This is a genomic window from Pseudomonas aestiva, from assembly GCF_039908605.1.
GTDB lineage: Bacteria > Pseudomonadota > Gammaproteobacteria > Pseudomonadales > Pseudomonadaceae > Chryseomonas > Chryseomonas aestiva.
Genome location: NZ_CP150916.1, coordinates 2,641,380 through 2,666,338, shown reverse-complemented (window position 1 = coordinate 2,666,338; position 24,959 = coordinate 2,641,380). Strand labels below are relative to the sequence as shown.

Genomic DNA, 24,959 nt, shown 5'->3' with positions numbered 1-24,959 from the left:
ACTATCTCAGTGGGGCACTTCGTCTTCACCCAGCTCCCGTGCCAGGCGCACGACAGTGACACCGCTACCCAGGTGGCGGATCGAGGGCTGGATCAGCACGCAGTTGGCGTAGGGCGTACGGATCTCGCGCTCGCCGTCGGTGGCGATGAGCGTGCCCGCTCCGGCGATGGTCTCAAGGCCCTTGAAGTCCTGGGTGAAGCGAAAGTCCAGGGTGTCCGCGACGATGGCATCGGTCACCCGCAGGAAGCGCTGGCGCGCCGGCTTGGCCACCTGTAACAGGTCGGCCACCGCAGCTTCATCCACCACCTCGGCCAATAGCAGGAAGCGCGCGACGCAATCGAGGGCGATCTGGCGGCTCACGGCCAGCACGTGCTGGCCGGTTTCGATCAGCAGGGCGTTCTTGGGACTATCGCCTTCGCCAAAGCCGCCAAAGTCACGCAGGCGCCGACCGTTCTGATGCCCGGCGTCGGCGATGACGAATTCCGGTGTACCCAGTTGCGCGGCCAGACGCAGCCCTTTTTCCAGGGGACCGGTCATCATCAGCGGCGCGGAATGCTCGTGCATGGAATGAATATCCAGCAGCCAGTCGATCTCGTCGATCAGCGGGCGCAGTTGCTGGGCGCGCCCCAGATCTGCCGTGGTGGCCGGACCCTGGAGGCGCTGTGGCAGCCAGACGCGATTCATGTCCTCCTCCAGGTAGCGGGTGGCGTCGATGTCGTCCGGGTCAAAGGCGTGGTAGGCGGCCACGTTGCCAAAGGCCAGGGTCAGCTTGCCGCGTTGCGGACGGATACCTCGGCGCAGCAATTCGTCGACGGCGATGGCGCCGCTGACCTCGTTGCCGTGGGTCAGGGCCATGATGGCCACGTGAGGACCTGCGACGCCGCTGTCGAAGGTGTGGACATAGTCGATGCCGGTGTTGCCGGTCTTCCAGCGGTCGACGTCCGGAAACGCGACTTCGATGGGGTAGCGGGGCAGACCGGCACGGATCTGGGCGAGAGTGGTCATGGCAGGCTCCTAGGGTGGGCAGGCCGGGGCCGGGCCCCGGCGGTGGATCAGGACGGGACGTGGCGCCGGGCGCGGGTCAGCGCCAGGATCGATACCAGGCTCAGGGCAGCGGTGGCCATCACGTAATAGCTGGGGGCCAGATTGTCGCCACTGCTGTTGATCATCCAGGTCACCACCAACGGGGCGAAGCCGCCAAAGGCCGTGACCGAGAAGTTGTAGCTCAGCGACAGGCCCGAGCCGCGGGTGCGGGTGGGAAAGGCGTCGGCCAGCATGGCCGGGATCGGCCCGAGGGATGCGGCGATCAAGACGCCCACGAGCGCCTGCACCAGCAGCAGGGTGGTGATGGAGGGCAGGGCGTTGAGCAGCAGGAACAGGGGGTAGGACGACAGGCCGACCAGGGTCATGGCGATGCCCAGCACCCGCAGGCGGCCGAAGCGATCGGACAGGATGCCGAACACCGGGGACATCAGCATGATGGCAAGGCCAGTGATGAAGGCGCCCAGAAAGGAGGAGGTGGCGGCGATGTGCAGCTGCTTCATGGCGTAGGTGGGCATGTACAGCTTGTGCACGTAGTTGAAGGCAGTGGCGCCGGACACCACGCCGATGCACAGCAGCAGCACGCGCCAGTCGGCCTGCAGCAGATCCCGCACTGGGGTCGGCTCCGGGCCTTCGCGGCGGGCCAGCGCCTTGAATTCAGGCGTTTCATCCATCTGCCGGCGGATATAGAGGCCGATCGGACCGATCAGCAGACCGATGCCGAAGGCCAGGCGCCAGCCCCAGTCGTCCAGCTGCGCCGGGCTGAGCACATAGCTCAGGACCGCCGCTACGCCAGCGGCGAAGACCGTGGCCAGGCCCTGAGTGGACAGCTGCCAGCTGGCGAAGAAGCCGCGCCGACCCTCGGTGGCGTTCTCGGCCATGAAGGCGGTGCAGGCGCCGAACTCGCCGCCGCTGGAAAAGCCCTGCAGCATCCGCGCGATGATCACGATCAGCGGCGCCAGCAGGCCGATCTGGCCGTAGGTGGGCACGCAGGTCATCAGCAGGGTGCCGATCATCATCAGGGCGATGGACAGGGTCAGCGAGGCCTTGCGACCGCGGCGGTCGGTGTAGGAGCCCAGTACCACGGCGCCCAGAGGCCGCATGATGAAGGAAATGGCGAAGGTGGCCACGCTCAGCAGCAGGGAGGTGGTTTCATTTTCCGCCGGAAAGAACTGCCGGCTGATGATGACGGCGAAGTAGCCGTAGATCAGCAGGTCGTAGAATTCCAGGGCGTTGCCGATGCCGGCCGCACAGATTTCCTTCCAGGAGCCGCGCCGGGCTGGTGTGCCAGCCTCGGCGCTGGCAAGGGTCGATATGGAGTGCGACATGGCCTGGTTCCCCTTGGCGGAGCGCGGCCGAGGGTGGCGGCGCCTTCACGAGTGAGGTTCAACCTTGGGTCATGGTTGGGCAGTGGCTCAATTGCCGTTTCGGCACAACTGAGGGCCAAGTGGGCACAGGGGCTCAAGAGCCTGCGTGCTGGCCGAATGCCTGGAGCCGATTATTTCGCCGTGCACCGTTATGAGGCAGTTTCCGCCAGGGTCTGCCAGATGCGTTCGAGGCGTTCATCGTGGCGACCGCGCAGCCGGTGCAGGCAGATGTCGAAGGTGGCGACCAGACTGGCCGATCCCGCCAGCACCAGACTGCCCTGGGCCAGGGACTCGCGTACCACCATGCGGGGCAGCCAGGCCAGGCCGTGGCCGCGCCGCGCCATCTGGTGGATGGCGGGGTAGGAGTCGGCCTGGTAGATCATGCGCATGGCCAGCTTGCCCGGCAGGCGGGCGAGATGCCGGGCCAGGACACCACGCAGCGCCAGCGACGGTGCGAAGGCCAGCCAGGGTACGACGCGAGCGGCATCGTCCAGACGGTGGCGGGGTTGCCCGCTGGCATCCGGCGCACTGACCGGCAGCAGCTCGTCCTGGCTGATGACCAGGGTGTCGAAGCGTACCGGATCGAGCAGTCGTTCGGTCAGCGGACTGCTGAAGATCAGCATCAGATCGGCATCGCCCGCATCCAGTCGGCTGATGGCTTCCTGGGCACCGCTGGTAATGAGCGAGACGGGAAACTCTCCGAAGCGCGCACTGAGGCTGTCGTACCATTCTGGAAAGAAGTCGCTGGCCAGCGTACGGCCCGTGGCAATGCGGATCGGCTGCTCGCGCTGCAGGGCGGTGCCCTGGAACAGCGAGCGGCATTCGCTCAGCCGGTCGACCACCTCGCGCGCCGTTTCCAGCAGCAGCAGGCCCTCGGGCGTCAGGCTGATGGGCTGCTGACGACGGATCAGCGGAGCTCCGCACCAGTCTTCCAGGGCTCGGATACGTCGACCGAACGCCGGGTGGGTGACGAAACGGTTTTCCGCCGCCCGCGAGAAACTACGGGTGCGGGCCAATTCGATGAAGTCTTCCAGCCATTCCAGTTGCATAGATCCCAGACCTGTTTCGGGGCCAGGGCAGGGTACGGCCTGGCAGCGTTCACGACCAGTCCGGGCCGGGACTCGACGCCGCCCGCCCATCCGGGCAAGGTGGGCAGCTGTCTTCCACCGCCCGCTGGCCGCCATGTCCGATACCGATGAACTCACCTTGCGCAAGCTGGAGATCTTCCTGGCCTTCATGCGCAGCCGGAACCTGGCGCGGGCCGCCGCCGAGCTGGGTACCAGCCATGTCAGCGTGCACCGCGCCATCCATTCGTTGGAGAACGCCCTGCGCTGTCCGCTGTTCAAGCACGAGGGGCGCACCCTGACGCCACTGGACGGCGCCTTCGTACTGGAGGCCCGCGCCGAGCGACTGCTGCAGGATCTGGCCGAGACGGTACGGCTCACCCGGCAGGCCGCCGGCTTTTCGGCCGATCGCTTTCGCCTGGGCGCGCTCTATTCGCTGACGGTCAAGACGGTGCCTCAGCTGATCATGGGCCTCAAGCTCAGGCGCAGCGAACTCAACATCGACCTGGTGCTGGGCTCCAACGCCGACCTCGCCGTGCAGCTGCACGACTTCAAGCTGGACGCCATGCTGGTGGCGCTGGACGACGCCGTGGTGGATGCCGACTGCGAGAGCGTCGAGCTGTTCAGTGACGACATCTTTCTCGCCGCGCCCAGCGACTCGCCCTTCGCCGACCAGGCCGAGGTGGACCTGCGCGACCTCGCGGGGGTGCCCTTCGTGACCCTGACCCAGGGCTTCGCCACCTTTCGCGACGGCCGCCAGGTGTTCGCCCAGGCCGGGTTCGAGCCGGAGGTGATCATGCAGGTCAACGACATCTTCTCGCTGATGAGCATGGTCAGCTCCGGGGTGGGCTACGCGCTGTTGCCCGGGCGGGTCGAGGCGGTCTATCAGAGTCGCCTCAAGCTGTTGCCCCTGGCACCGCGCTACCGGCTGCAGCAGCGCATTGGCGCGGTGTTCCTGCGCAGCCGCGAGCGCGATCCCAATCTGCTGGCCTTCGTCGCCGAATGCCGGATGTACGCGCGTTCTTAGAGCGGCTAGTAAAGCGTAGCGAGCGGCTGTCAGGCGGGTGCGCGCGGCGCGCAGGAACCGCACCGGGCTCGCGCACGAGTGTACGAGCGGTACATGAGGATTCCGAGCACTGCACGCGCCCGTCTGGCGGACGCGCAGTAGGTTTACTAGTTGCTCTTAGCCCATCAGCGCCCGCACGCAGAAGAACAGCAGCGATGGTCCCAGCAGGCAGCCCAGACCGGTGTGGAAGGTGGCGGTGAGGGCGCCATAGGGCACCAGTCGGCGGTCGGTGGCGGCGAGTCCCGCGGTGACGCCGCTGACGGTACCGGCCAGGCCACCGAAGACCATCGCCGAGCGCGGATTATCCAGCGCCAGCAGGCGCGCCGAAGCGGGTGTCGCCACCATGACGATGATCGCCTTGATCAGGCCGGTGGCGATGGACAGCGCCATGACGTCGGAGCTGGCACCCAGGGCGGCGCCGGTTACCGGGCCGACGATGTAGGTCACGGCGCCCGCGCCGATGGTGGTCATGCTCACCGCGTCGCGGTAGCCGAAGGCCCAGGCCACCGCGGCGCCGACGATAAAGGGCAGTATGGTGCCGAGGAGCAGGGCCACGGCGCCGATCATTCCGGCCTTGCGCGCCTCCGTGGCCTGGACCTCGAAGGCGGTGGCGACGATGGCGAAGTCGCGCAGCATGGCGCCGCCCATCAGGCCGATACCGGAGAACAGTGCGAGGTCGGCCAGGCCTTTCTGGCCACCGGTGACGGTGCCCCCGACCCAGGCCAGCACCAGGCCGATGACGATGGCGATGGCCGAGCCGTGCACCCGGCCAAAGGTCAGCCGGCGGGAGAGGACCACCGAGATCCACATGATCAGGCCGATCAGCGCGAAGGCGGCAACCAGGCCGTTGTGTTGCAGGGCTTTGGTGACGATGTCGTTCATCCTAGCGACCTCCGACCGGCGCGGTATGGGCGCCCGCTGGCGTGGGTGCCACGGCGGCGTCCGGCAATGGGGGTAGCGGTTCGCCGCGATGGCTGCGACTGATCAGGGCGATGGTCACCCCGCAGATACCCACGGCGCCAACGGCTGCCAGCACTGCCACGGGTCCGCCATGCAGGGCGGTGACCACGTTCTGCTGGGCGGCCATGGCCACCACCACCGGGATGTACAGCGCGCCCCAGAAGCCGACGCCGAATTCGCATTCCTTGCTCATGCCGCCATGCCGCTCCATGTAGAGCCGGGCGCAGATCAGCAGGAGCATGGCGATGCCTACCCCGCCGACATTGGACTTGACCCCGAGCAGGACGCCCAGGAAGTCGCCGATGATGACGCCTGCAAGCATGCAGACGGCCAGAAGCGCTACACCGTAGATGATCATTGTTGTTGTCCTCGGTTGGGCTTGGGATGGGGTGAAGCCTGACCGCTGCTCGCGCTTTTACCCCCTCTCCCTCAGGGAGAGGGCTGGGGTGAGGGCAGCCGCCGTATGGGGAATGTTCAGTCCGGTCGCGCCGCCTCCTCGCGCCGCAGCGCGTCCAGGGTTTCGGGGTGGGTATCCTGCCAGGCCAGTACGCCGCTGGCGGGCAGTACGCGCCTGGCCAGTTGGCTGAGCACGCTGCCCGGCGCCAGTTCGATGGCCAGGCGCACGCCGCGCTCGCGGGCGGCTTCCAGGGTGGCGTGCCATTCGATGGGCCGCGCCATGTTGAAGGCCAGTTCGTCGCGCAACTGCTCGGCACGCACCAGCCGTCGTGCCGAGGTACCGCTCAGATAGGCCAGCCGGGGCGCGCGTAGCTCGACCTCGGCAAAGGCCTGGTCAAGAGTCTGGGCGGCTTCGGCGAGCAGCGGGCAGTGGGACGGCACGCTCATGGCCAGGCGCTTGGCCGCCGCGGCACCCTGGGCGCGCGCGGCTTCGGCCAGCACGGCCAGTCCCGCATCGCTGCCCGCGACCACGTATTGCTGCTCGGCATTGGCATTGGCCAGGTACAGTGGCGCGGCAGGACGGTGGTGGTCAGCGACCAGGCTCTCCACCGCGCCACGCCCCAGGCCCAGGATCGTCAGCATGCCGTAGCCGGACGGGTAGGCCGCCTGCATCAATTCGCCGCGACGAGCTACCAGGCGCAGTGCGTCGGCGAAGTCCAGGGCCTCGGCCACCACCGCCGCGGCATAGGCACCGATGGACAGACCGGCCACCAGCTGTGGCGCCGGTCCGCGGTTCAGCAGCAGGCGCGCCGTGGCGACGCCGGCGATCAGCAGGCAGAGCTGCACGGCGCGGGTATGTTCCAGGGCCTGGGCGGAGTCCAGGCTCAAGGGATCGATGTCCAGCACCGCGGCGGCTTCCGCCAACGTCCGCCGGACCTCGGCGTCGTCGGGCAGGCCATGCAGCATGCCGGAACGCTGGGCGCCCTGGCCGGGAAATTGGAAGAGGGTACTCATGCGGCGCGCGCCTCCGGCCAGGGATCGCCTACCAGCTGGGGACCGGCTGCGGTCTTGAGCAGCACGCGTGGGGCGTCTCCGGCCCAATCGGCCAGGGCCACGCCGCCGAGTGGAGTCTCCAGCAGGATGTCCAGGCGGCATCGCGCCTGCCCGTGCAGGGACGCCAGCAGGGCCCGCGCCCGCTCGCGTGACAGCGGGGCTGCACAGCGGATCAGCAGATCCAGATCGCTCCCCGCATGCAGCGCCGGCCAGCCGGAGGCCAGTTCGTAACCCGCGGCGCCGGTGGGGCCCCAGGGCAGGCCCAGGTCATCCAACCGGGTGTGCAGGCGGGCCAGGGTTTCGAAGACGGGCAGATCGCGGCAGCCGTTCGTGATCCGCAGCGCCTCGGGAGACCGCCGCTGCAGCACGACAGCAGGCGCCAGCCAGGCCGCCAGCCGCTCGGCGCGGGTGGTGCCGCGCAGGCCGACCGGGATGCGGCCGGGCTCAGGTGTCGCGCGGCGGACGACGACGGGCAGGCCGGCTTGGGCAACCTGGCAGGCCCAACTGGGGGCGCGCGCGGGCAAGGCGTCCGGGGTGAGGCCCCAGAGGAGGTCGTGAGGGCGGTGTTGGGCTTCGCCCAACGATCCCGCCATGCGCCCGCTCATCACGCGCGCCATCCCGCCCGCAGGCGTTCGCGTACTGCGCGAGAGGCCGCGCGATTGGCGCCGTCCAGCCGCAGTTTGAGATCGGTGGCGCCGCTGGCGAGCACATCAGCCTGGGCCTCGGCCAGGGCCTGGCGTACCTGCTGCAGATCTGCGGTCGAGGGCTGGTCGGGCTGGGCCACTTCCAGCTGGCGCCAGAGCAGGCCCAGGGAGGCATAGCTGTCCAGATCGTAGGCCATGGGCGGGATGTCCGCCGCCAGGCGTTCCAGCTCCTCGACACTGCGCAGGGTGACCCGCGCGGCCGAGGCCTTGCCCATGGCATGCACCTGCACCTGGGGATCGCGCAGGGCCAGCAGGCGATTGGCCTGGTAGCCATGGGCGAGAAAGCCGCCGGACATGGCCTTGCCCACCAGCAGGCCCAGTACCGGGTGGCCGGCCAGGCGCGCCTCGGCGTAGGCCCCGGCGGCTCCGGCCAGGGCCTGGTGGATGCCATAGGCTTCCTCGCGGCGACCGTAGGCCTGGCTGGGCACGTCCACCAGGGCGATCAGGGTGCGTTTCACCTGGGCGCCAGCATCCTCGGCGATGGCCTGCTGAATGGCTCGGGCCAAGCCCCAACCCTCCAGCAGACCGACCTCGCCCTGGCGGGCCCGGGGAAAGGGATTCTCGGCATCCGCTACCACCGCCAGCCAGCGCGCGGGGCGTCCGGCCAGTTCGAGGTCGGCGACGCGCAGGGAGGCGGGCAGGCCGGCGACGGCCTCACCCTGGCCGACCAGGGCCTGGAACCAGGTCAGGCCGCGTTGCGAAGGCTGGGTGCTCATGGCTGGTCTCCGGCATAGAGGTGGCGGACCGCGGCGGCGTCCGCCTGGGGACGGGTGTCGAGATCGGCGAGGCGCGCCAGGTAATGATCGGCCCGCTGGCTGCGCAGGGGAGCGGAAACGCCCTGGGTGAAGCCCTGGCGGATGGCGGCGGTCACGGCGGCGCTGTCGTCGGCGACGAAGACATCCGCCAGGCCCGTGGCGACCCGCTGTTCGCCGCCGGTCAGACTCCAGATGAAGGGGCGGTCGCGGGAATCGTATTCCTCGATGCCGGCTTCCTGTTCGATCACCTGGGGCCCATTGAGTCCCAGGCGGGCCTCGCGGGTGACGATCAGCTGACTGCACAGACCCGCGGCGATGGACATGCCCCCAAAGCAGCCGACGCTGCCAGCGATGACGCCAATGACCGGCTGGTGCGCGCGCAAGGCGACGATGCCCGCCTGGATCTCGGCGATGGCGGCCAGCCCCAGATTGGCTTCCTGCAGGCGCACGCCGCCGGTTTCCAGCAGCAGCACGGCGCGGGTCGGGGTGCCGGCGAGATTGTCTTCCAGCGCCAGCTCCAGGGCACCGGCGATCTTGGCGCCGCCCACTTCGCCCATGCTGCCACCCTGGAAGGCGCCCTCGATGGCGCAGACCACCGCGTGCTGGCCGTCGATCAGCCCCTTGGCCACCACCACGCCGTCATCGGCCTGGCAGACGATGCCCTGCTTGGGCAGCCACGGCGACATCAGCCGTTCGAAGGGACCGACCAGCTCGCGAAAGCTGCCGGCATCGAGCACCACACGGGCCCGCTCGCGGGCGCCGAGTTCGACGAAGCTGCGGCTGTGCAGCAGCTCCTGGACATCGGGAAGGGTGGCTTCAGCCATGGGTGCTGTCCTCCAGGTCGAGGGTTTCCAGACCCTGCTCCAGGCGCAGGCGCACCACGCCCGGGGTGGCGCCGAAGTCATGAATGTCGAGGGTCAGGGCGGGCAGGTCCTCACGGGTGGCGAACAGCCGGTCGAAGAGGGCACGCCAGCGCGGTTCGCTGCCGTTGACCGAGGTGGTCACCTTGAGGGTGAAGTCGGCGTTGGCGGGTTCGAGCAGGACTTCCAGGTCCCCCGAGCCGACGCAGCCCACCAGGGCACGGCCCTGGCGGCGCTGGCTGGCCGGATAGCGGCAGGTGAAGTGTTCCATCAGAGGTCTCCAGGGAGCCATGGCTCCAGGCGATCGACGAGAAGGGTAGCGGCCAAGAGATCGGCGGCGCCGCCGGGAGAGGCGTTGGCGGCCAGCAACTGGCGATCCAGGGTCAGCAGCTGGCGCCGCCCGGCGAGACTGGCGCTGCCCCCGGCCTGCAGCACGGCGCGGGCGCCCTGCTGCATGGTGGTGAGGGCCGCCGGGCCGCCCCGGTGCAGCACGCAGGTATCGTCCAGCGCGGTCATGATGGCCAGGAGCGCATCCAGGCGAGCGTTCTGTTCGCCGGCACCGGCCTGGCGGCTGGCGCGCAACTGCGGCAGACCGCGCTGGTGGATGGCGGGAAAGCCCGCGGCGGCCTCGGCCCGGGCGCCGCCGACGCCATAGCGCTGGGCGACGCGCTGGCCATGGCTGGGCGCCGCCTGGGGTGCGTCCGGATCGGGCAGGCTGGCCAGGCGCCCGGCCGCCAGGCACAGCGCCTGGGCGGAAGTCGGACGTTCATGCACGGTCGCCGTCACCAGCAGCCCCAGCGCCCAGATGGCGCCGCGGTGAGTGTTGACCCCGTGGGTGACCTGCAGCATGGCGGCTTCGCCGTCACGCCCCAGTTGGCCGATCAGGCGGCGCAGTTCGGCGGCGGGCAGCCCTCGCTCGGCGGCTTCGGCCATGGCCTGGAAACAGGGCTGCAGGGCCTGGGCCGAGGTCAGCATCAGGCCAAGGCTAAGATCACTGTGGGCGCCCTGGCCGCGGCGATCCACCAGGGCCGGCTTGGGCGAGAGTTCGGCTTCGTCCACCAGGGCGGATACGGCCCACTCGGCCAGGCGCTCGGCGGGCGATGAGGTACGGCGGGCGAGGGCGCGCATCACCAGCTCCTGAACTTGGCCGGGGGTTGATAGAGGCCGCCGGACCATTCCACCAACTCGCCGATGCTCTTGGCGGCGAGCAGCTCGCGACTGGCATCGGTGCGGCGGATGCCGAGGTCCTCGGGCAGGGCCACCAGGCCTTCCTGGCGCAGGCGGCGGGCCTCGGCCGGATCGCTGCGCAGGCCGATGGCGGTGACCCCGGCCACGGCGGCGATCATCGCGCGGCGCTCTTCCAGGGAGCGGGCGCGGTAGAGATAGGCGATGCCTTCCTCGGTGAGCAGGTGGGTGACGTCGTCGCCATAGACCATGATGGGCGCCAGCGGCATGCCGCTCTTGCGCGCGACGTCCACCGCATCCAGGGTGTCGACGAAGGTGGGCTTGCCGCCTTCCTGGAAGGTCTCGACCATCTGCACCACCAGCTTCCTGCCGCGTTCGAGCAGGGCCGGTGCGCCGTCGCCGGTCTGCTGCCGCATGTCCAGCCAGGCCGGGGTGGGGTGACGCCGACCGTGCGGATCATGGCCCATGTTGGGCGCGCCACCGAAGCCGGCCAGGCGACCCCGCGTCACGGTGGAGGAATGGCCGTCGCCATCCACCTGCAGGGTGGCGCCGATGAAGAGGTCCACGGCGTACTGACCGGCCAGCTGGCAGAGCAGCCGGTTGGAGCGGAGCGAGCCATCGCGACCGGTGAAGAAGACGTCCGGGCGCTGGGCGATATAGCCCTCCATGCCCAGTTCGGTGCCAAAGCAGTGCACGCTTTCCACCCAGCCGCTCTCGATGGCCGGGATCAGCGTGGGGTGGGGATTGAGCGTCCAGTGCCGGCAGATCTTGCCCTTGAGGCCCAGGCGCTCGCCGTAGGTGGGCAGGATCAGCTCGATGGCCGCGGTGTTGAAGCCGATGCCATGGTTGAGCGACTGCACCTGGTGGCGTTCATAGATGCCGCGGATCGCCATCATCGCCATCAGCACGTGCACCGGCTTGATGTGGCGAGGATCGCGGGTGAACAGCGGCTCGATATAGAAGGGCCGATCGGCCACCACCACGAAATCCACCCAGTCCGCGGGGATGTCGACTCGCGGCAGTTCGGACACGTCGTCCACCAGCTGGTTGACCTGGACGATGACGATGCCGTCGCTGAAGGCCGCCGGCTCGATCAGCGCCGGGCTGTCCTCGGTGCTGGGGCCGGTGTAGATATTGCCGGCGCGATCGGCCATGAAGCCGGCGCTGAGTACCACCTTGGGAATCAGGTCCACCAGCAGCCGGGCATAGAGTTCGATGTAGGTGTGGATGGCGCCGACTTCGAGCAGCCCGTCCTCCAGCAGCTGGCTGATCCTCAGGCTCTGGGTGCCGGCAAAGGAGAAGTCCAGCTTGCGGGCGATGCCGCGCTCGAACAGGTCCAGGTGCTCGGCGCGACCGACGCTGGGCATGATCATGTGCAGGTCGTGCAGCCGGGCCGGATCGACCTGGGCGAGGCTGCGGGAGAGGAAGTCGGCCTGCTTCTGGTTGTTGCCTTCCAGCACCACCCGGTCGCCGGGGGCCAGCAGCTGTTCCAGGGCCGCGACGATGGAGGCGGTGGGCAGCACCTTGCCATCGGCCAACGTGGCCACCCGGTCCAGGCGCTGCTGCTTGTCGCTGCGGCGCCTGGCGATCCGAGCCGGTGGGGAGGATGTCGTTGTCATTGGGTTCTCCACGAATCACCTGTCGTGGAATCACCCTAGACCTCGACTGCCGGGCGTTCAATCAACCTGAGGACGGAATCGTTACGCTGAAGTTAACGATTCCGTTCAACTCAGGTGCCTGCGACCCGCTCAGGTCCTGTCGACCGGGGTGAAGATCGTGGTGGTCCTGGAGAACCAGCTGGTGGGGGTCACGTCGACATTGGCGTTGTCGAATCTCAGGCTGTTCTGCACCTGCTTGAGCGTGAGGTTCGCCTGCCAGTATTGCTCGTGGCCCAGCTCCTGGTTGGCCCTGTGCACCAGGTCCAAGGTTTCCTGGGCCGGCAGCACCGCGGTCGAGTAGTCCACGTCGACCCCGGCCACCTTGAGGATCGCGCCGGCGCCCTGGGTGTCGCCCTGCTGGATCTTGGTGTTGGCCTGGGCCACGGCCTGATTCTTGGCCGGGGTGGCGACATAGTCGTCACGCAGCGCCGTACCGCTCCAGATCGGCAGCCAGGACGTGGCCTTGGCCTCCTGCGCGGAGACCTGCATGAGTTTGCCGTCCTGACCCCGCAGGTCCTTGGCCGACTTGAGATAGGCGGTCTTGTCGGTCTGGGCCGTTTGCAGGGCGCTCTCGGCGGCACCCAGCTGCTGCTTGGCCTGATCGACGTGACCTTCGAAGAGATCCTGGCGCGCGGCGATCACGTCCTTGAAGGCCGATTGGCCCTGCTGGGAAATCGCCGGCAGGGTGGCGACCTGCTGGGTGGCGACATCGGGTCGGGTGTCGGCCAGGGCGGCGGTGGAAAACACCGAGGCGATGCTCAGGACGAGGAGGCTCTTGGCGATACGACGATTGAGGTTCATGTGCTTCTCCCGGATACGAAAGTGACTGGAACCGCGGGGTATCGGGCGGGGCTGCGAGATACCTTGGGGTCAGTGTCGATCCGGTAAGCTTAACGATCGCTTAGGAGGCTATCGGTAGGTGTAATCCGATGTGTCGGACGCTGAAACGGAAGCGGCGCCCGCCCCGGAGATTCCGGAGCGGGCGCTGCTGGCGGGCTGGGGCGCCTCAGCGCACCAGGCAGGGCTTCTTGTTATCGAAGGTCCAGTTGGGCGAGAGGAATTGCATGGCCATGGCGTCGTCCCGCGCGCCCAGGCCCTTGGTCTTGTACAGCTCGTGGGCGCGGGCGAGGGCGTCCAGATCCAGCTCCACGCCCAGGCCACCCTGCTGCGGCACCGCGACCAGGCCGCCCTTGATCTCCAGCGGCTGGCGGGTGAGGCGTTGACCATCCTGCCAGATCCAATGGGTGTCGATGGCGGTGATCTTGCCCGGCGCCGCGGCGGCGACATGGGTGAACATGGCCAGGGAGATGTCGAAGTGGTTGTTGGAATGCGAACCCCAGGTCAGGCCCCAGTCGTTGCACATCTGCGCCACCCGCACCGAGCCCTGCATCGTCCAGAAGTGCGGATCGGCCAGGGGGATGTCCACCGATTGCAGCTGGATGGCGTGACCCATCTGGCGCCAGTCGGTGGCGATCATGTTGGTGGCGGTGGGCAGGCCGGTGGCGCGACGGAATTCAGCCATGACTTCACGACCGGAGTAGCCGTTCTCGGCGCCACAGGGGTCCTCGGCATAGGCCAGTACCTGGTGCTGGTCACGGCACAGGCGGATGGCTTCCTTGAGCGACCAGGCGCCGTTGGGGTCCAGGGTCACGCGCGCCTCGGGGAAACGCTCGGCCAGGGCGGTGACCGCCTCGATCTCGGCATCGCCGCTGAGCACGCCGCCCTTGAGCTTGAAGTCCTTGAAACCGTAGCGGTCATAGGCGGCCTCGGCCAGGCGCACCACGGTCTCCGGGCTCAGGGCCTCTTCGTTGCGCACGCGGAACCAGGCGTCGTCGCTTTCGGCTTCGCTGCGGTAGTCCAGGGTGGTCTTGTTGCGGTCGCCGACATAGAACAGGTAGCCGAGCATCTCCACGGCATCGCGCTGCTGGCCTTCGCCGAGCAGGGCGGCTACCGGTACCTCCAGGTGCTGGCCGAGCAGGTCGAGCAGGGCGGCTTCGATGGCCGTGACGGCGTGGATGGTGACGCGCAGGTCGAAGGTCTGCAGGCCGCGGCCGCTGGCATCACGCCCGGCGAAGGCCTGGCGGACCTGGCCGAGGATGCGCTGGTACTGGCCCAGCGGCTGGCCGATGAGAAACTGGCGGGCGTCTTCCAGCGTCTGGCGGATGGTCTCGCCGCCGGGCACCTCGCCGACGCCGGTGCGACCGGCGTTGTCCTTGAGGATCAGCACGTTGCGGGTGAAGTAGGGACCGTGCGCGCCGCTGAGGTTAAGCAGCATGCTGTCCTGGCCGGCGACGGGCACGACTTCCAGCGAGGTGACCACCGGGGTGCCGGTGTGCAGGGCAGGCGTGGCGTTGAATTGCGTCATGGTCGGGCTCCTTGGTGATCAGCGAGGGGTTTCAGCGGCGAGCGGGGCTTCGGCGGGCGGCGTGGGCACACCGCGCAACTCGACACGCTTGATCTCGCCGACGACGAACAGGTAACTGATGGCGGCCACCAGGGCGTTGGCACCGACGAACACCAGGGCCATCTTGAACGAGCCGGTGGCGGCGATGATGTAGCCGATGATGATCGGGGTGGTGATGGAGGACAGGTTGCCGATGGTGTTGAACAGGCCGCCGGAGAGGCCGGCGATCTGCTTGGGCGAGGTGTCGGAAACCACCGCCCAGCCCAGGGCGCCGATGCCCTTGCCGAAGAAGGCCATGGCCATGAAGCCCACCACCATCCAGTCGGCGTCGACGTAGTTGCAGAGGATCATGCTCATCGACAGCAGCATGCCGGCGACGATGGGGGTCTTGCGCGCCACGCTCAGGCTGCTGCCGCGGCGCAGCAGGTAGTCGGAGATGACCCCGCCGAGCACGCCGCCGATGAAGCCGCAGATGGCCGGCAGGGAGGCAATGATGCCGGCCTTGAGGATGGTCATGCCGCGTTCCTGCACCAGGTAGACGGGGAACCAGGTGAGGAAGAAGTAGGTGAGGGCGTTGATGCAGAACTGGCCCAGGTAGATGCCGGCCATCATGCGATTGGTCAGCAGTTGGCCGATGTAGCTCCACTTCGGGCCTTCGCTCTTCTTGCCGGGAGTGTCCAGGTCGACCAGGCCGCCGTTGCTGGCGATGTAGTCGATCTCGGCGGCATTGGCGCGAGGATGTTCGCGGGGGCTGTAGATCACCGCCAGCCAGACCGCCGAGAAGGCGATACCCAGGGCGCCCATCACCACGAAGACGTGCTGCCAGCCGAAGTGGTAGACAATCCAGCCCATCAGCGGCGCGAACAGCACGGTGGCGAAGTACTGCGCCGAGTTGAAGATCGCCGAGGCGGTGCCGCGCTCCTTGGTGGGGAACCAGGCGGCGACGATGCGGGCGTTGCCGGGGAAGGAGGGTGCTTCGGCCAGGCCGACCATGAATCTCAGAGCGAACAGCAGGAATACCGCGGTGCCGATGCCGAATTCACCGATGTAGCCTTGCAGCATGGTGAACACCGACCAGGTGAAGATGCTCGCCGCATAGACCTTCTTCGAACCGAAGCGATCGAGCAGCCAGCCGCCGGGGATCTGGCCGAGCACATAGGCCCAACCGAAGGCGGAGAAGATGAAGCCGAGAGAGACGGCACTGATGCCTAGGTCTTTTTGCAGGGCGGAGCCGGCGATGGAAATGGTGGCGCGGTCGGCGTAGTTGATCGTGGTCACGACGAACAGCATGAACAGGATCAGATAGCGGACGCGCGTCTGCTTGGTTTCGTGCATGGAGAGCTCCCACTGGTTTGTTTTTGTGTGCGGGCTGACATCGTGTAGCGGGCTTATGTTGTAAGTCGTCTGACAACGATAGCGCTATCATTAAACAGATAACGTTATCATTCAACCGCTAAATCTGTGGCCGCGTGCAAAAAATCCGCTAGGAGCTCTGCCGCTCGATCAGGGCGAAACCGGTATCGAGACTCACCGCGGTCTGCTCGCCCGCGAGACGGTCGAGCAGCGCCTGGGCGACCCGCTGGCCCATGGCGTCGGCATTGACGCTGACCGTGGACAGCGCCGGGGTAGCGAAGCGGCCATTGGTGGTGTCGCCGAAGCCGACCACCGCCAGTTGCGCGGGAATGCGCAGGCCGCGGCTGCTGGCCTCGGCGACCACCCCCAGGGCCAGGGTGTCGGAGCTGCACAGCACCAGCTCCGGCGGCTCGGAGCGTTCCAGCAGGCGCGCCAGGCCGATCCGGCCGACTTCCCAGGTGGCGGGCAGCGGCAGCACTTCCATGGGCAGTTCGGGGATGCCCAGCGCCCCCAAGCGGGCCTGCAGGGCCAGGTTGCGGCGCATGGCGCGGGGATCGTCCACCGAGATCACCCCGAAGCGGCGATAGCCGCGGGCGACGAAGTGCTCCGCCAAGGCGACGCCGACCTGCTCGTGGGAAAAGCCCACCTGCATGTCCAGGGCCTCGGCGCTCAGGTCCCAGGCTTCCACCACCGGGATGTTCAGCGCCGCCAGCCGTGCGCGACTGGCCGGGGTGTGCAGGGTGCCGGTGAGGACGATACCATCGGGGCGGCGGCCAAGGATGGCTTCCAGCAATTCCTCTTCCTTTTCCGGCGAATAGCCGGTGGGACCGATCAGCGCCTGGTAGCCCGCCTCGGTGAGGCGATCCATGATCGCCTGCACCACGGTGGCATAGATGGAATTGGCGATGGTGGGGAGGAGGATGGCCACCAGCCGGCTCTTGCTGGAGGCGAGGCTGCCCGCCAGCAGATTGGGCACGTAGCCCAGCTCCTTGACCACGGCCAGGACATGCTCGCGGGTGGCGGCGCTCACCAGGCTCGGTCGGTGCAGGGCCCGGGACACGGTAATGGGCGACACCCCGGCGGCGAGGGCGACCTCGCGCACGGTGAGGGGCAGCTCGGTGGTGCCATCGAGCTGGGCGAGTTCGCGTCGGGACTTCCTGGCCAAAGCGGGTCCTTGGGTGAGAGAGGCCGCCATTATGGGAGCAAGCCCCGGCGGTTGCCATGGGCGCTCGCCAGCGCCCCTGCTAGTCGACCGCTCGCGCCGCCCGGGCGCGGCCGACCCGCGACTGATTGGATCGACCCAGCAGGGCGGAGACGTCCTGCCCGGCCTCGACCAGTCTGGCGAGGTCGACGCCGGTCGCCAGGTCCAGGCCATCCAGCAGATAGACCAGGTCCTCGCTGGCGACATTGCCGCTGGCGCCCCGGGCATAGGGACAGCCGCCCAGCCCGGCGACGGAGCTGTCGAACACCGCGATGCCTTCGAGCAGGCTGGCGTAGACGTTGGCCAGGGCCTGGCCATAGGTGTCGTGGAAATGCCCGGCCAGTTGGCTGAGCGGCACCTCCCGACCGACTCGCTGCCAGAGCGCCCGGGTGCGGCCCGGGGTGCCGACGCCGATGGTATCGCCCAGGGAGACCTCGGCGCAGCCCAGCTCCAGCAGCTCGCGGGTCACGCTGGCCACCTGGTCCGGGGCGATCGCGCCGTCGTAGGGGCAGCCCAGCACACAGGACACATAGCCGCGCACCCGAATGCCCGCCGCCCGCGCGCCCTCGACCACGGGCACGAAGCGCGCCAGGCTCTCGGCGATGGAGCAATTGATGTTGCGCTGGGAGAAGCCTTCCGAGGCAGCGGCGAAGACGGCGATCTCATCCACTCCCGTCGCCAGGGCGGCCTCGAAGCCCTGCATATTGGGCACCAGCACCGAACGGACCACGCCCGGCGGCCGCCCGAGTCCCGCCAGTACCTCGGCGGTCCCGGCCATCTGCGGCACCCAGCGGGGCGAGACGAAGCTGCCCACTTCCAGATGCTGCACGCCGCTGGCGATCAGCGTCTTGCACAGCTGGATGCGCTCGGCGACGCCCAGCGCCCGGGGCTCGTTTTGCAGGCCATCGCGTGGCCCGACCTCGACCACCCGCACCCGGGACGGCAGGGCCTCGCTCATGGTGCGGCCTCCTCCAGTTCCACCAGGGCAGTGCCCTCGGCCACCAGTTCGCCAGGGCTGCAGAACAGCGCGGCCACGACGCCCGCACGGGGCGCGCGGATGCTGTGCTCCATCTTCATCGCCTCCAGCACCACCAGCGGTGCGCCGGCTTCCACGGTGTCGCCGACGGCCACCGGTACGGCGACCACGCTGGCGTTCATCGGTGCCGTGAGTCCGCCTGCATCGGCCTGGCGCTTGACCTCGGCCAGCGGATCGGCCCAGGTGACGGCCTCGAGGCGATCCTGCCACTCGATAAACAGCGTTTGCCCACGGCGATGGAGGCGGGCGCTCTGGCGGAGGCCCTCGGCCTGCCAGTGGAGGCGATCACCATTCAGCTCGACCGCCGCCGAACCGGGCAGGGCGACGGCGCGCACCTCTCCGCGACAGGCCAGGCGTAGCGAGACAAGTGATGGCCCACCCAGGCGCCAGCCCTGGCGGGAAGCCCAGGGTGACGTCGAATCGGCATGGGCCGGCAGCGTTGCCAGCCAGGCCTGGGCCGCCAATGTCCAGAAGGCGTCGGTCAGCTCTCCGGGTGCGGGCAGCAAGGCATCCCGGTGACGCTCGATGAAGCCGGTGTCCAGCTCGGCCGCGGCAAAGGCCGGATGGGCGAGCAGGCGCTGCAGGAAGGCGAGGTTGGTGGCGAAGCCGCCCACTGCGGTGTCGTCGAGCATGGCCAGCAAGCGCTTGCGCGCCTGTTCGCGGTTGTCGCCCCAGGCGATCAGCTTGGCCAGCATGGGGTCGTAGAAGGGCGACACCTCGTCGCCTTCCTCCACGCCGCTGTCCACCCGCCGCCCCGGACCGGCCGCCGGCTCGCGATAGAGCTGCAGGGTGCCCGAGGCCGGCAGGAAGCCCTGGTCGGTGTCCTCGGCATAGAGCCGTACCTCGATGGCATGGCCGTGCAGCGGCACCTGGGCCTGGGTGAGGGGCAGGGGCTCGCCAGCGGCCACGCGCAGCTGCCAGGCCACCAGGTCCAGACCGGTGATGGCCTCGGTGACCGGGTGCTCCACCTGCAACCGGGTATTCATCTCCATGAAGAAGAAGTCGCCGCGGGCGTCGAGCAAGAATTCCACGGTGCCGGCGCCGACGTAGCCGATGGCCTGGGCCGCCTGCACCGCCGCCTCGCCCATGGCCCGGCGCAACGCGGGCGTGAGACCCGGCGCGGGGGCTTCCTCGATCACCTTCTGGTGACGGCGCTGGATGGAACAGTCGCGTTCGTTGAGATAGAGGCAGTGGCCGTGCCCGTCGGCGAAGACCTGGATCTCCACGTGGCGCGGTTGCAGCACGTATTTTTCCACCAGCATCCGCGCATCGCCAAAGGCCGCGCGCGCTTCGCGCTGGGCCGAGGCGAGGCCTTCGGCCAGGTCGGCTTCGCGCTCGACGATCTTCATGCCCTTGCCGCCGCCGCCGGCGGTGGCCTTGAGCAGGACCGGATAGCCAATGCGCGCCGCGGCGTCGCGAAAGCTGGCCAGGGACTGGTCCTCGCCGTGATACCCCGGCACCAGGGGCACTCCGGCGTCGGTCATCAGCGCCTTGGCCGCGGACTTGCTGCCCATGGCGCGGATCGCTGCCGCGGGTGGCCCGACGAAGACCAGCCCGGCCGCGGCCACCGCCTCGGCGAAGGCGGCGTTCTCGGACAGAAAGCCGTAGCCGGGATGGATCGCCTGGGCGCCGGTGGTCAGGGCGGCGGCGATGATGCGCTCGCCCAGCAGATAGCTGTCGGCCGGCTTGGTCCCGCCCAGGTCCACCGCCTGGTCGGCCTGGCGCACGTGACGGGCGCCGGCATCGATGGCGCTGTGTACGGCGACGGTGCCCAGGCCGAGGGCCTTGGCGGTGCGCATCACCCGGCAGGCGATCTCGCCGCGGTTGGCGACCAGCAGACGGTCGAAGGTCATGGCGAGTTCTCCTGCCAGGCGGGGCGACGTTTTTCCAGGAAGGCCTGCAGGCCTTCCTGGGCTTCGGGGGTGACGCGCACGGCGGCGATCAGGCTCTCGGTGAACGAGCGCACCTGGGCGCTGGGTGTGCCTTCGCCAGCGCCGTCCAGCAGCCGCTTGCAGGCGCGCAATGCCTGGGGGCCGTTGTCCAGCAGTCGGGCGATCCAGGCCTCGACCAGGGCCTCCAGGTCGGCGGCCGCGGCGGTCTCGGCCACCAGGCCCAGCTCGGCGGCGCGTTCGCCGGAAAAGCGCTCGGCGCCGAGCATGTAGCGCCGCGCTGCCCGCTCGCCCAGGGCGCGGATCACGAAGGGGCCGATGACCGCCGGCACCAGGCCGATGCGCACCTCCGACAGGCAGAAGGTGGCGTCACTGGCGGCCAGGGCCAGGTCGCAGCAGCTGACCAGGCCCACGGCGCCGCCAAAGGCCGCGCCTTGGACCACCGCCAGGGTGGGCAGCGGCAGGGCCTGCAGGCGATACATCACCTCGGCCAGCCGCTCGCTGTCGGCGCGGTTGGCGGCGGCGTCCAGATTGGCCGAGGCCTGCATCCAGGCCAGGTCGGCGCCGGCGCAGAAGTGCCGCCCGCGGCCGCGCAGGAGCAGGAAGCGCAGTTCCTGATCGCTGGCGATCTCGGCCAGCACGGTGCCCAGCTCGGCTATCAGCTGCGCATCCAGGGCATTGTGGCGATCCGGACGGTTGAGCCAGAGGGTGGCGAAGCCGCGCGGATCGCGGATCAGTTCCAGGGTGTGGAAGTCAGTCATGGCCTACATCCGGAAGATGCCGAAGGTCGTCGGCTCGAGCGGGGCGTTGAGACTGGCCGACAGGGCCAGGGCGAGGACCTCGCGGGTCTGGGCCGGGTCGATCACCCCGTCATCCCACAACCGCGCGCTGGAGTAATGGGCATGGGCCTGGCGCTCGTACTGCTCGACGATGGGGCCCTTGATGCGCGCCGCCTCTTCGTCGTCGAAGGCCTCGCCGATGCGTTCGGCCTGCTCGCGCTTGACCTGCACCAGCACCCCGGCTGCCTGCTCGGCGCCCATCACGCCGATGCGCGCGTTGGGCCACATCCACAGGAAGCGTGGATCGTAGGCGCGACCGCACATGCCGTAGTTGCCGGCGCCAAAGCTGCCGCCGATGATCACGGTGAACTTGGGCACCCGGGCGCAGGCCACTGCGGTAACCAGCTTGGCGCCGTGCTTGGCGATGCCGCCTTCTTCATATTTCTTGCCGACCATGAAGCCGGTGATGTTCTGCAGGAACAGCAGCGGGATGCGTCTCTGGCAGGCCAGTTCGATGAAGTGCGCGCCTTTCTGCGCCGATTCGGCGAAGAGGATGCCGTTGTTGCCGAGGATGGCCACCGGATGGCCGTACAGATGAGCGAAGCCGCAGACCAGGGTGGTACCGAATTGCGCCTTGAATTCATCGAAGACGCTGCCGTCCACCAGCCGCGCGATCACCTCGCGCACCTCCAGCGGCTGCTTGGGATCGACCGGGACCAGGCCGTGCAGCTCCTCGGCCGGATACAGCGGTGCGCTGGGCGTCTTCAGTTGCAGCTCGCCCAGCTTGCGCCAGTTGAGGTTGGCGATGCAGCGCCGCGCCAGGGCCAGGGCATGGGCGTCGTTCTCGGCGTAGTGATCGGCCACGCCGGAGCTACGGCAGTGGACATCGGCGCCGCCCAGTTCCTCGGCGCTGACCACCTCGCCGGTGGCGGCCTTCACCAGTGGCGGGCCGGCGAGAAAGATGGTGGCCTGCTGGCGCACCATGATGGTCTCGTCGCTCATGGCCGGCACATAGGCGCCGCCGGCGGTGCAGGAGCCCATGACCACGGCGATCTGCGGGATGCCCTGGGCGCTCATGGTCGCCTGGTTGAAGAAGATCCGCCCGAAGTGCTCGCGGTCGGGGAAGACGTCTTCCTGGCGGGGCAGGTTGGCGCCGCCGGAATCCACCAGATAAATGCAGGGCAGGCGATTCTGCAGGGCGATGGCCTGGGCGCGCAGGTGCTTCTTCACCGTCAGCGGATAGTAGGAGCCGCCTTTCACGGTGGCATCGTTGGCGATGATCATGCACTCGACGCCCTCGATGCGGCCGATGCCGGCCACCACCCCGGCGGCGGGTACCTCTTCCTCGTAGACGTCGAGGGCGGCCAGGGCGCCGATCTCCAGGAAGGGCGAGCCCGGGTCCAGCAGGAGATCGATGCGCTGGCGGGGTAGCAGCTTGCCGCGCGCGGTATGGCGCGCCTGGGCCTTGGCACCGCCGCCTTCGCGGATGTGCGCCAGCAGCTGGTCGAGCCGGGCCAGTTGCGCGGCCATGGCGGCGGCGTTGCGCTGGTAGTCCGGGGTGCGCCGGTTCAGCGTGGAGGTCAGCACGGTCATTAAGGCGTCCTCACCGGGTTTCGTTGAACAGCTCGCGGCCGATCAGCATGCGGCGAATCTCGCTGGTGCCGGCGCCGATCTCGTAGAGCTTGGCGTCGCGCAGCAGGCGGCCGGTGGGGTATTCGTTGATATAGCCGTTGCCACCCAGGATCTGGATGGCTTCCAGGGCCATCTGGGTAGCCTTCTCGGCGGTATAGAGGATCACCCCGGCAGCGTCCTTGCGGGTGGTCTCGCCGCGGTCACAGGCCTGGGCCACCGCATAGAGATAGGCGCGGCTGGCGGCGAGGCCGGTGTAGAGGTCGGCCACCTTGCCCTGGATCAGCTGGAATTCGCCGATGCTCTGACCGAATTGCTTGCGGTCATGGACATAGGGCAGGACCACGTCCAGGCAGGCCTGCATGATGCCCACCGGGCCGCCGGCGAGGACCACGCGCTCGTAGTCCAGGCCGCTCATCAGCACCTTGACCCCGCCATTGACCTGGCCCAGCACGTTTTCCTCCGGCACCTCCACGTCGTCGAAGAACAGCTCGCAGGTGTTGGAGCCGCGCATGCCCAGCTTGTCGAACTTGCTGCCGCGGCTGAAACCGGTCCAGTCACGCTCGACGATGAAGGCGGTGATGCCATGGGCAGCCTTTTCCGGCTCGGTCTTGGCATAGATGACATAGGTGTGGGCATCAGGCCCGTTGGTGATCCAGGTCTTGCTGCCGTTGAGCACGAAGCGATCGCCGCGGCGGTCGGCGCGCAGCTTCATGGAGACCACGTCCGAGCCGGCATTGGGTTCGCTCATGGCCAGGGCGCCAATGTGCTCGCCGCTGACCAGCCGGGGCAGGTAGCGCGCCTTCTGCTCGGCGCTGCCATTGCGGTGGATCTGGTTGACACAGAGATTGGAGTGGGCGCCATAGGACAGGGCGACCGAGGCGGAGCCGCGGCTGATCTCCTCCATGGCCACCGCATGGGCCAGATAGCCGAGCCCTGCGCCGCCGTATTCCTCGCCCACGGTGATGCCGAGCAAGCCCAGGTCACCAAAGGTGCGCCACAGGTCCATGGGAAAGCTGTTGCTGGCATCGATCTCGCCTGCGCGAGGCGCTACCTCGCGGGCGACCAGGGTGCGCACCTGATCGCGCAGCAGATCGAGGGTCTCGCCCAGGGCGAAGTTGAGACTCGGGTAGCTCATGGGGTCACCTGTTGTTGGGATTGTCGGGTGAGAGCGGTCAGCCGATCGGGCGCGCATGGGGCGGCCACCCGGTACGGCGCGGAGCTGAAAGAAACAGGACGGGGCAGCGCTGATGGCCAGGCGCGGGCGTGGCGCGCAGGTGGACGCTGGAAAACCGTCGGGCAGGGTGGCCGACGGCAGGACAAGGGTGCGCACGAAGCGCGGCTGCGGAACGCGGGCGCCAGGGCGCGCATGGTCCGTCCTCCTGTTCATTATTCTTGTCATGGCGACCGCGAGAGGAAGGCGGCGCGCCTGTGTCTCTGAGTCTAGGAGAGGAAATGCGCTATCGTGAAACGATAAAAATAGAATCCAGGTATTGGAAAATCAGATGGCATTGCTCAAGGACATTTCCATGCGGCAGCTGCGCTACTTCGTCGCCGCCGCCGAGAACAGCCAGTTTTCCCTGGCCGCCAGCGCGGTCAACGTCAGCCAGTCGGCGGTCACCACGGCGGTCAGCCAGCTGGAGGCGCTGCTCGCCGTGCGGCTGTTCGAACGCCTGCCCCACGGCGTCAAGCTCACGGCCGAGGGGCATCAGTTCTATCACCATGCCCGGCACATCCTCGATACCCTGCAGGACGCCGTCAGCCAGCCGCTGTTCCAGAGCCATGCCCTGACCGGCCAGGCGCGCGTCGGCGCCTCCTATGCGGTGCTCGGCTACTACCTGCCGACCCTGCTGGCGCGCTTCAAGCGCAGCTATCCGCAGATCGACATCGACCTGCGCGACATGGACCGGCCCAGCATCGAAGCCGGCATCACCGATGGCACCCTGGAGCTGGGCCTCACCGTCATCTCCAACGTCGACGCCGCCCAGCCCTTCGAACGTCATCTGCTGATGCGCTCGCCGCGCCAGCTCTGGCTGCCCAGCGCCCATCCGCTGCTGGCAGCGGAGCGCGTCACCCTGGCCGACATCGCTCCCTATCCCTACATCCTCGCCACGGTGGACGAAGGGGAGACCTCGACCCTGCGCTACTGGCACGCGGCGGGTCTTGCGCCCAACGTGGTGTTCAAGACTTCGTCCATGGAGTCCCTGCGCGGCCTGGTCGCCCACGGCTTCGGCGTGACCATCCTCTCCGACATGCTCTATCGCGGCTGGTCGCTGGAAGGCCGCAAGCTGGAAGCCCGGCCGGTGGCCGATGCCATCCCGCCCATGGAGCTGGGGCTGATCTGGAGTCCCGAAGACCGCCTGGGGGCCGGTGCCCAGGCGTTTCGCCAGTTCCTGGTGTCGGCGAGTGGCGAGGCCCGTGAACGTTAGGCGCACCCCGCAACAGGGCTTCCGCCGGACCGGATGAACGTGGCGCTGGCGGGGACGAAGGACAACGTCTTGAATGTCGGTTGGTATACCATAATCCATCTATTGGGCGGTTCAGCCGTGGCTTGCCAAG

23 protein-coding genes and 1 other RNA gene are annotated in these 24,959 nt (G+C 68.4%); 2 read left to right on the top strand and 22 right to left on the bottom strand.

The genetic code is table 11. The features are described 5' to 3' along the window. Positions 1-6 precede the first annotated feature (6 nt). The 3 genes from AABM56_RS12460 to AABM56_RS12450 form a co-directional block, all read right to left on the bottom strand. Entirely contained in the window at positions 7-1,005 is a 999-nt protein-coding gene (locus tag AABM56_RS12460) for a succinylglutamate desuccinylase/aspartoacylase family protein (RefSeq protein ID WP_133860725.1), read from the bottom strand. A 47-nt stretch (positions 1,006-1,052) separates the two neighbouring features. Further along, a complete protein-coding gene (locus tag AABM56_RS12455) occupies positions 1,053-2,369 on the bottom strand; it encodes an MFS transporter (RefSeq protein WP_133860724.1) in 1,317 nt (438 codons plus the stop codon). Positions 2,370-2,557: 188 nt separating this feature from the next. Next, entirely contained in the window at positions 2,558-3,457 is a 900-nt protein-coding gene (locus AABM56_RS12450; RefSeq protein WP_347883287.1) for a LysR substrate-binding domain-containing protein, read from the bottom strand. Between the two features lie 133 nt (positions 3,458-3,590). Between AABM56_RS12450 and AABM56_RS12445 the strand changes: the two genes are divergently transcribed. Continuing rightward, positions 3,591-4,499 (top strand): LysR family transcriptional regulator, encoded by a 909-nt coding sequence (locus AABM56_RS12445; RefSeq protein ID WP_133860722.1) that lies wholly within the window; start codon positions 3,591-3,593, stop codon positions 4,497-4,499. Between the two features lie 3 nt (positions 4,500-4,502). Here AABM56_RS12445 and AABM56_RS12440 read toward each other — a convergent pair. The 19 genes from AABM56_RS12440 to AABM56_RS12350 all read right to left on the bottom strand — a co-directional run bounded on the left by AABM56_RS12440 (position 4,503) and on the right by AABM56_RS12350 (position 23,538). Beyond that, positions 4,503-4,594: non-coding RNA, sX9 sRNA (locus AABM56_RS12440), on the bottom strand. A 61-nt stretch (positions 4,595-4,655) separates the two neighbouring features. Continuing rightward, complete coding sequence (madM, locus tag AABM56_RS12435) at positions 4,656-5,420, bottom strand: malonate transporter subunit MadM (protein ID WP_133860721.1); 765 nt, start codon at positions 5,418-5,420, stop codon at positions 4,656-4,658. Position 5,421: 1 nt separating this feature from the next. Then, on the bottom strand, positions 5,422-5,856 hold the full coding sequence (madL, locus tag AABM56_RS12430) for a malonate transporter subunit MadL (protein ID WP_347883286.1): 435 nt from the start codon (positions 5,854-5,856) through the stop codon (positions 5,422-5,424). Between the two features lie 116 nt (positions 5,857-5,972). Continuing rightward, complete coding sequence (gene mdcH / locus AABM56_RS12425; protein ID WP_133860719.1) at positions 5,973-6,908, bottom strand: malonate decarboxylase subunit epsilon; 936 nt, start codon at positions 6,906-6,908, stop codon at positions 5,973-5,975. Beyond that, complete coding sequence (locus AABM56_RS12420; RefSeq protein WP_263259382.1) at positions 6,905-7,540, bottom strand: malonate decarboxylase holo-ACP synthase; 636 nt, start codon at positions 7,538-7,540, stop codon at positions 6,905-6,907. Before AABM56_RS12420 ends, mdcH begins: the two co-directional genes overlap by 4 nt. An 11-nt stretch (positions 7,541-7,551) precedes the next feature. Beyond that, positions 7,552-8,367 carry a biotin-independent malonate decarboxylase subunit gamma gene (gene mdcE, locus AABM56_RS12415; RefSeq protein WP_133860717.1) on the bottom strand — a complete coding sequence of 272 codons (816 nt, stop codon included), beginning with the start codon at positions 8,365-8,367 and terminating at the stop codon, positions 7,552-7,554. Further along, entirely contained in the window at positions 8,364-9,230 is an 867-nt protein-coding gene (locus tag AABM56_RS12410; RefSeq protein ID WP_347883285.1) for a biotin-independent malonate decarboxylase subunit beta, read from the bottom strand. Before AABM56_RS12410 ends, mdcE begins: the two co-directional genes overlap by 4 nt. Next, a complete protein-coding gene (locus AABM56_RS12405) occupies positions 9,223-9,537 on the bottom strand; it encodes a malonate decarboxylase subunit delta (protein WP_133860715.1) in 315 nt (104 codons plus the stop codon). The genes AABM56_RS12410 and AABM56_RS12405 overlap by 8 nt, the downstream gene beginning before the upstream one ends. After that, entirely contained in the window at positions 9,537-10,394 is an 858-nt protein-coding gene (locus AABM56_RS12400) for a triphosphoribosyl-dephospho-CoA synthase (protein WP_133860714.1), read from the bottom strand. Before AABM56_RS12400 ends, AABM56_RS12405 begins: the two co-directional genes overlap by 1 nt. Next, positions 10,394-12,070: a malonate decarboxylase subunit alpha gene (gene mdcA / locus AABM56_RS12395; protein ID WP_133860713.1), complete on the bottom strand. Its 1,677-nt coding sequence runs from the start codon at positions 12,068-12,070 to the stop codon at positions 10,394-10,396. Before mdcA ends, AABM56_RS12400 begins: the two co-directional genes overlap by 1 nt. 129 nt (positions 12,071-12,199) lie before the next feature. Beyond that, positions 12,200-12,910, bottom strand: a complete 711-nt coding sequence (locus tag AABM56_RS12390; RefSeq protein WP_347883284.1) for a YfdX family protein — start codon at positions 12,908-12,910, stop codon at positions 12,200-12,202. Between the two features lie 205 nt (positions 12,911-13,115). Next, positions 13,116-14,474 (bottom strand): glucarate dehydratase, encoded by a 1,359-nt coding sequence (gudD, locus tag AABM56_RS12385; RefSeq protein ID WP_133860711.1) that lies wholly within the window; start codon positions 14,472-14,474, stop codon positions 13,116-13,118. Positions 14,475-14,492: 18 nt separating this feature from the next. Beyond that, positions 14,493-15,848, bottom strand: a complete 1,356-nt coding sequence (locus AABM56_RS12380) for an MFS transporter (protein WP_133860710.1) — start codon at positions 15,846-15,848, stop codon at positions 14,493-14,495. A 148-nt stretch (positions 15,849-15,996) separates the two neighbouring features. After that, a complete protein-coding gene (locus AABM56_RS12375; RefSeq protein ID WP_133860709.1) occupies positions 15,997-17,031 on the bottom strand; it encodes a LacI family DNA-binding transcriptional regulator in 1,035 nt (344 codons plus the stop codon). A gap of 79 nt (positions 17,032-17,110) precedes the next feature. Further along, the gene (locus tag AABM56_RS12370) at positions 17,111-18,025 is read right to left on the bottom strand and encodes a hydroxymethylglutaryl-CoA lyase (RefSeq protein WP_133860708.1); all 915 of its coding nucleotides are present in this window, start codon (positions 18,023-18,025) and stop codon (positions 17,111-17,113) included. Continuing rightward, positions 18,022-19,956: an acetyl/propionyl/methylcrotonyl-CoA carboxylase subunit alpha gene (locus tag AABM56_RS12365; protein ID WP_133860707.1), complete on the bottom strand. Its 1,935-nt coding sequence runs from the start codon at positions 19,954-19,956 to the stop codon at positions 18,022-18,024. Before AABM56_RS12365 ends, AABM56_RS12370 begins: the two co-directional genes overlap by 4 nt. Continuing rightward, positions 19,953-20,753 carry an enoyl-CoA hydratase-related protein gene (locus tag AABM56_RS12360; RefSeq protein WP_133860706.1) on the bottom strand — a complete coding sequence of 267 codons (801 nt, stop codon included), beginning with the start codon at positions 20,751-20,753 and terminating at the stop codon, positions 19,953-19,955. Before AABM56_RS12360 ends, AABM56_RS12365 begins: the two co-directional genes overlap by 4 nt. Positions 20,754-20,756: 3 nt before the next feature. Beyond that, complete coding sequence (locus AABM56_RS12355) at positions 20,757-22,364, bottom strand: carboxyl transferase domain-containing protein (protein ID WP_133860705.1); 1,608 nt, start codon at positions 22,362-22,364, stop codon at positions 20,757-20,759. Between the two features lie 10 nt (positions 22,365-22,374). After that, positions 22,375-23,538 carry an isovaleryl-CoA dehydrogenase gene (locus tag AABM56_RS12350; RefSeq protein WP_133860704.1) on the bottom strand — a complete coding sequence of 388 codons (1,164 nt, stop codon included), beginning with the start codon at positions 23,536-23,538 and terminating at the stop codon, positions 22,375-22,377. A gap of 367 nt (positions 23,539-23,905) precedes the next feature. Between AABM56_RS12350 and AABM56_RS12345 the strand changes: the two genes are divergently transcribed. After that, positions 23,906-24,829 (top strand): LysR family transcriptional regulator, encoded by a 924-nt coding sequence (locus AABM56_RS12345; RefSeq protein WP_133860703.1) that lies wholly within the window; start codon positions 23,906-23,908, stop codon positions 24,827-24,829. Positions 24,830-24,959 lie beyond the last annotated feature (130 nt).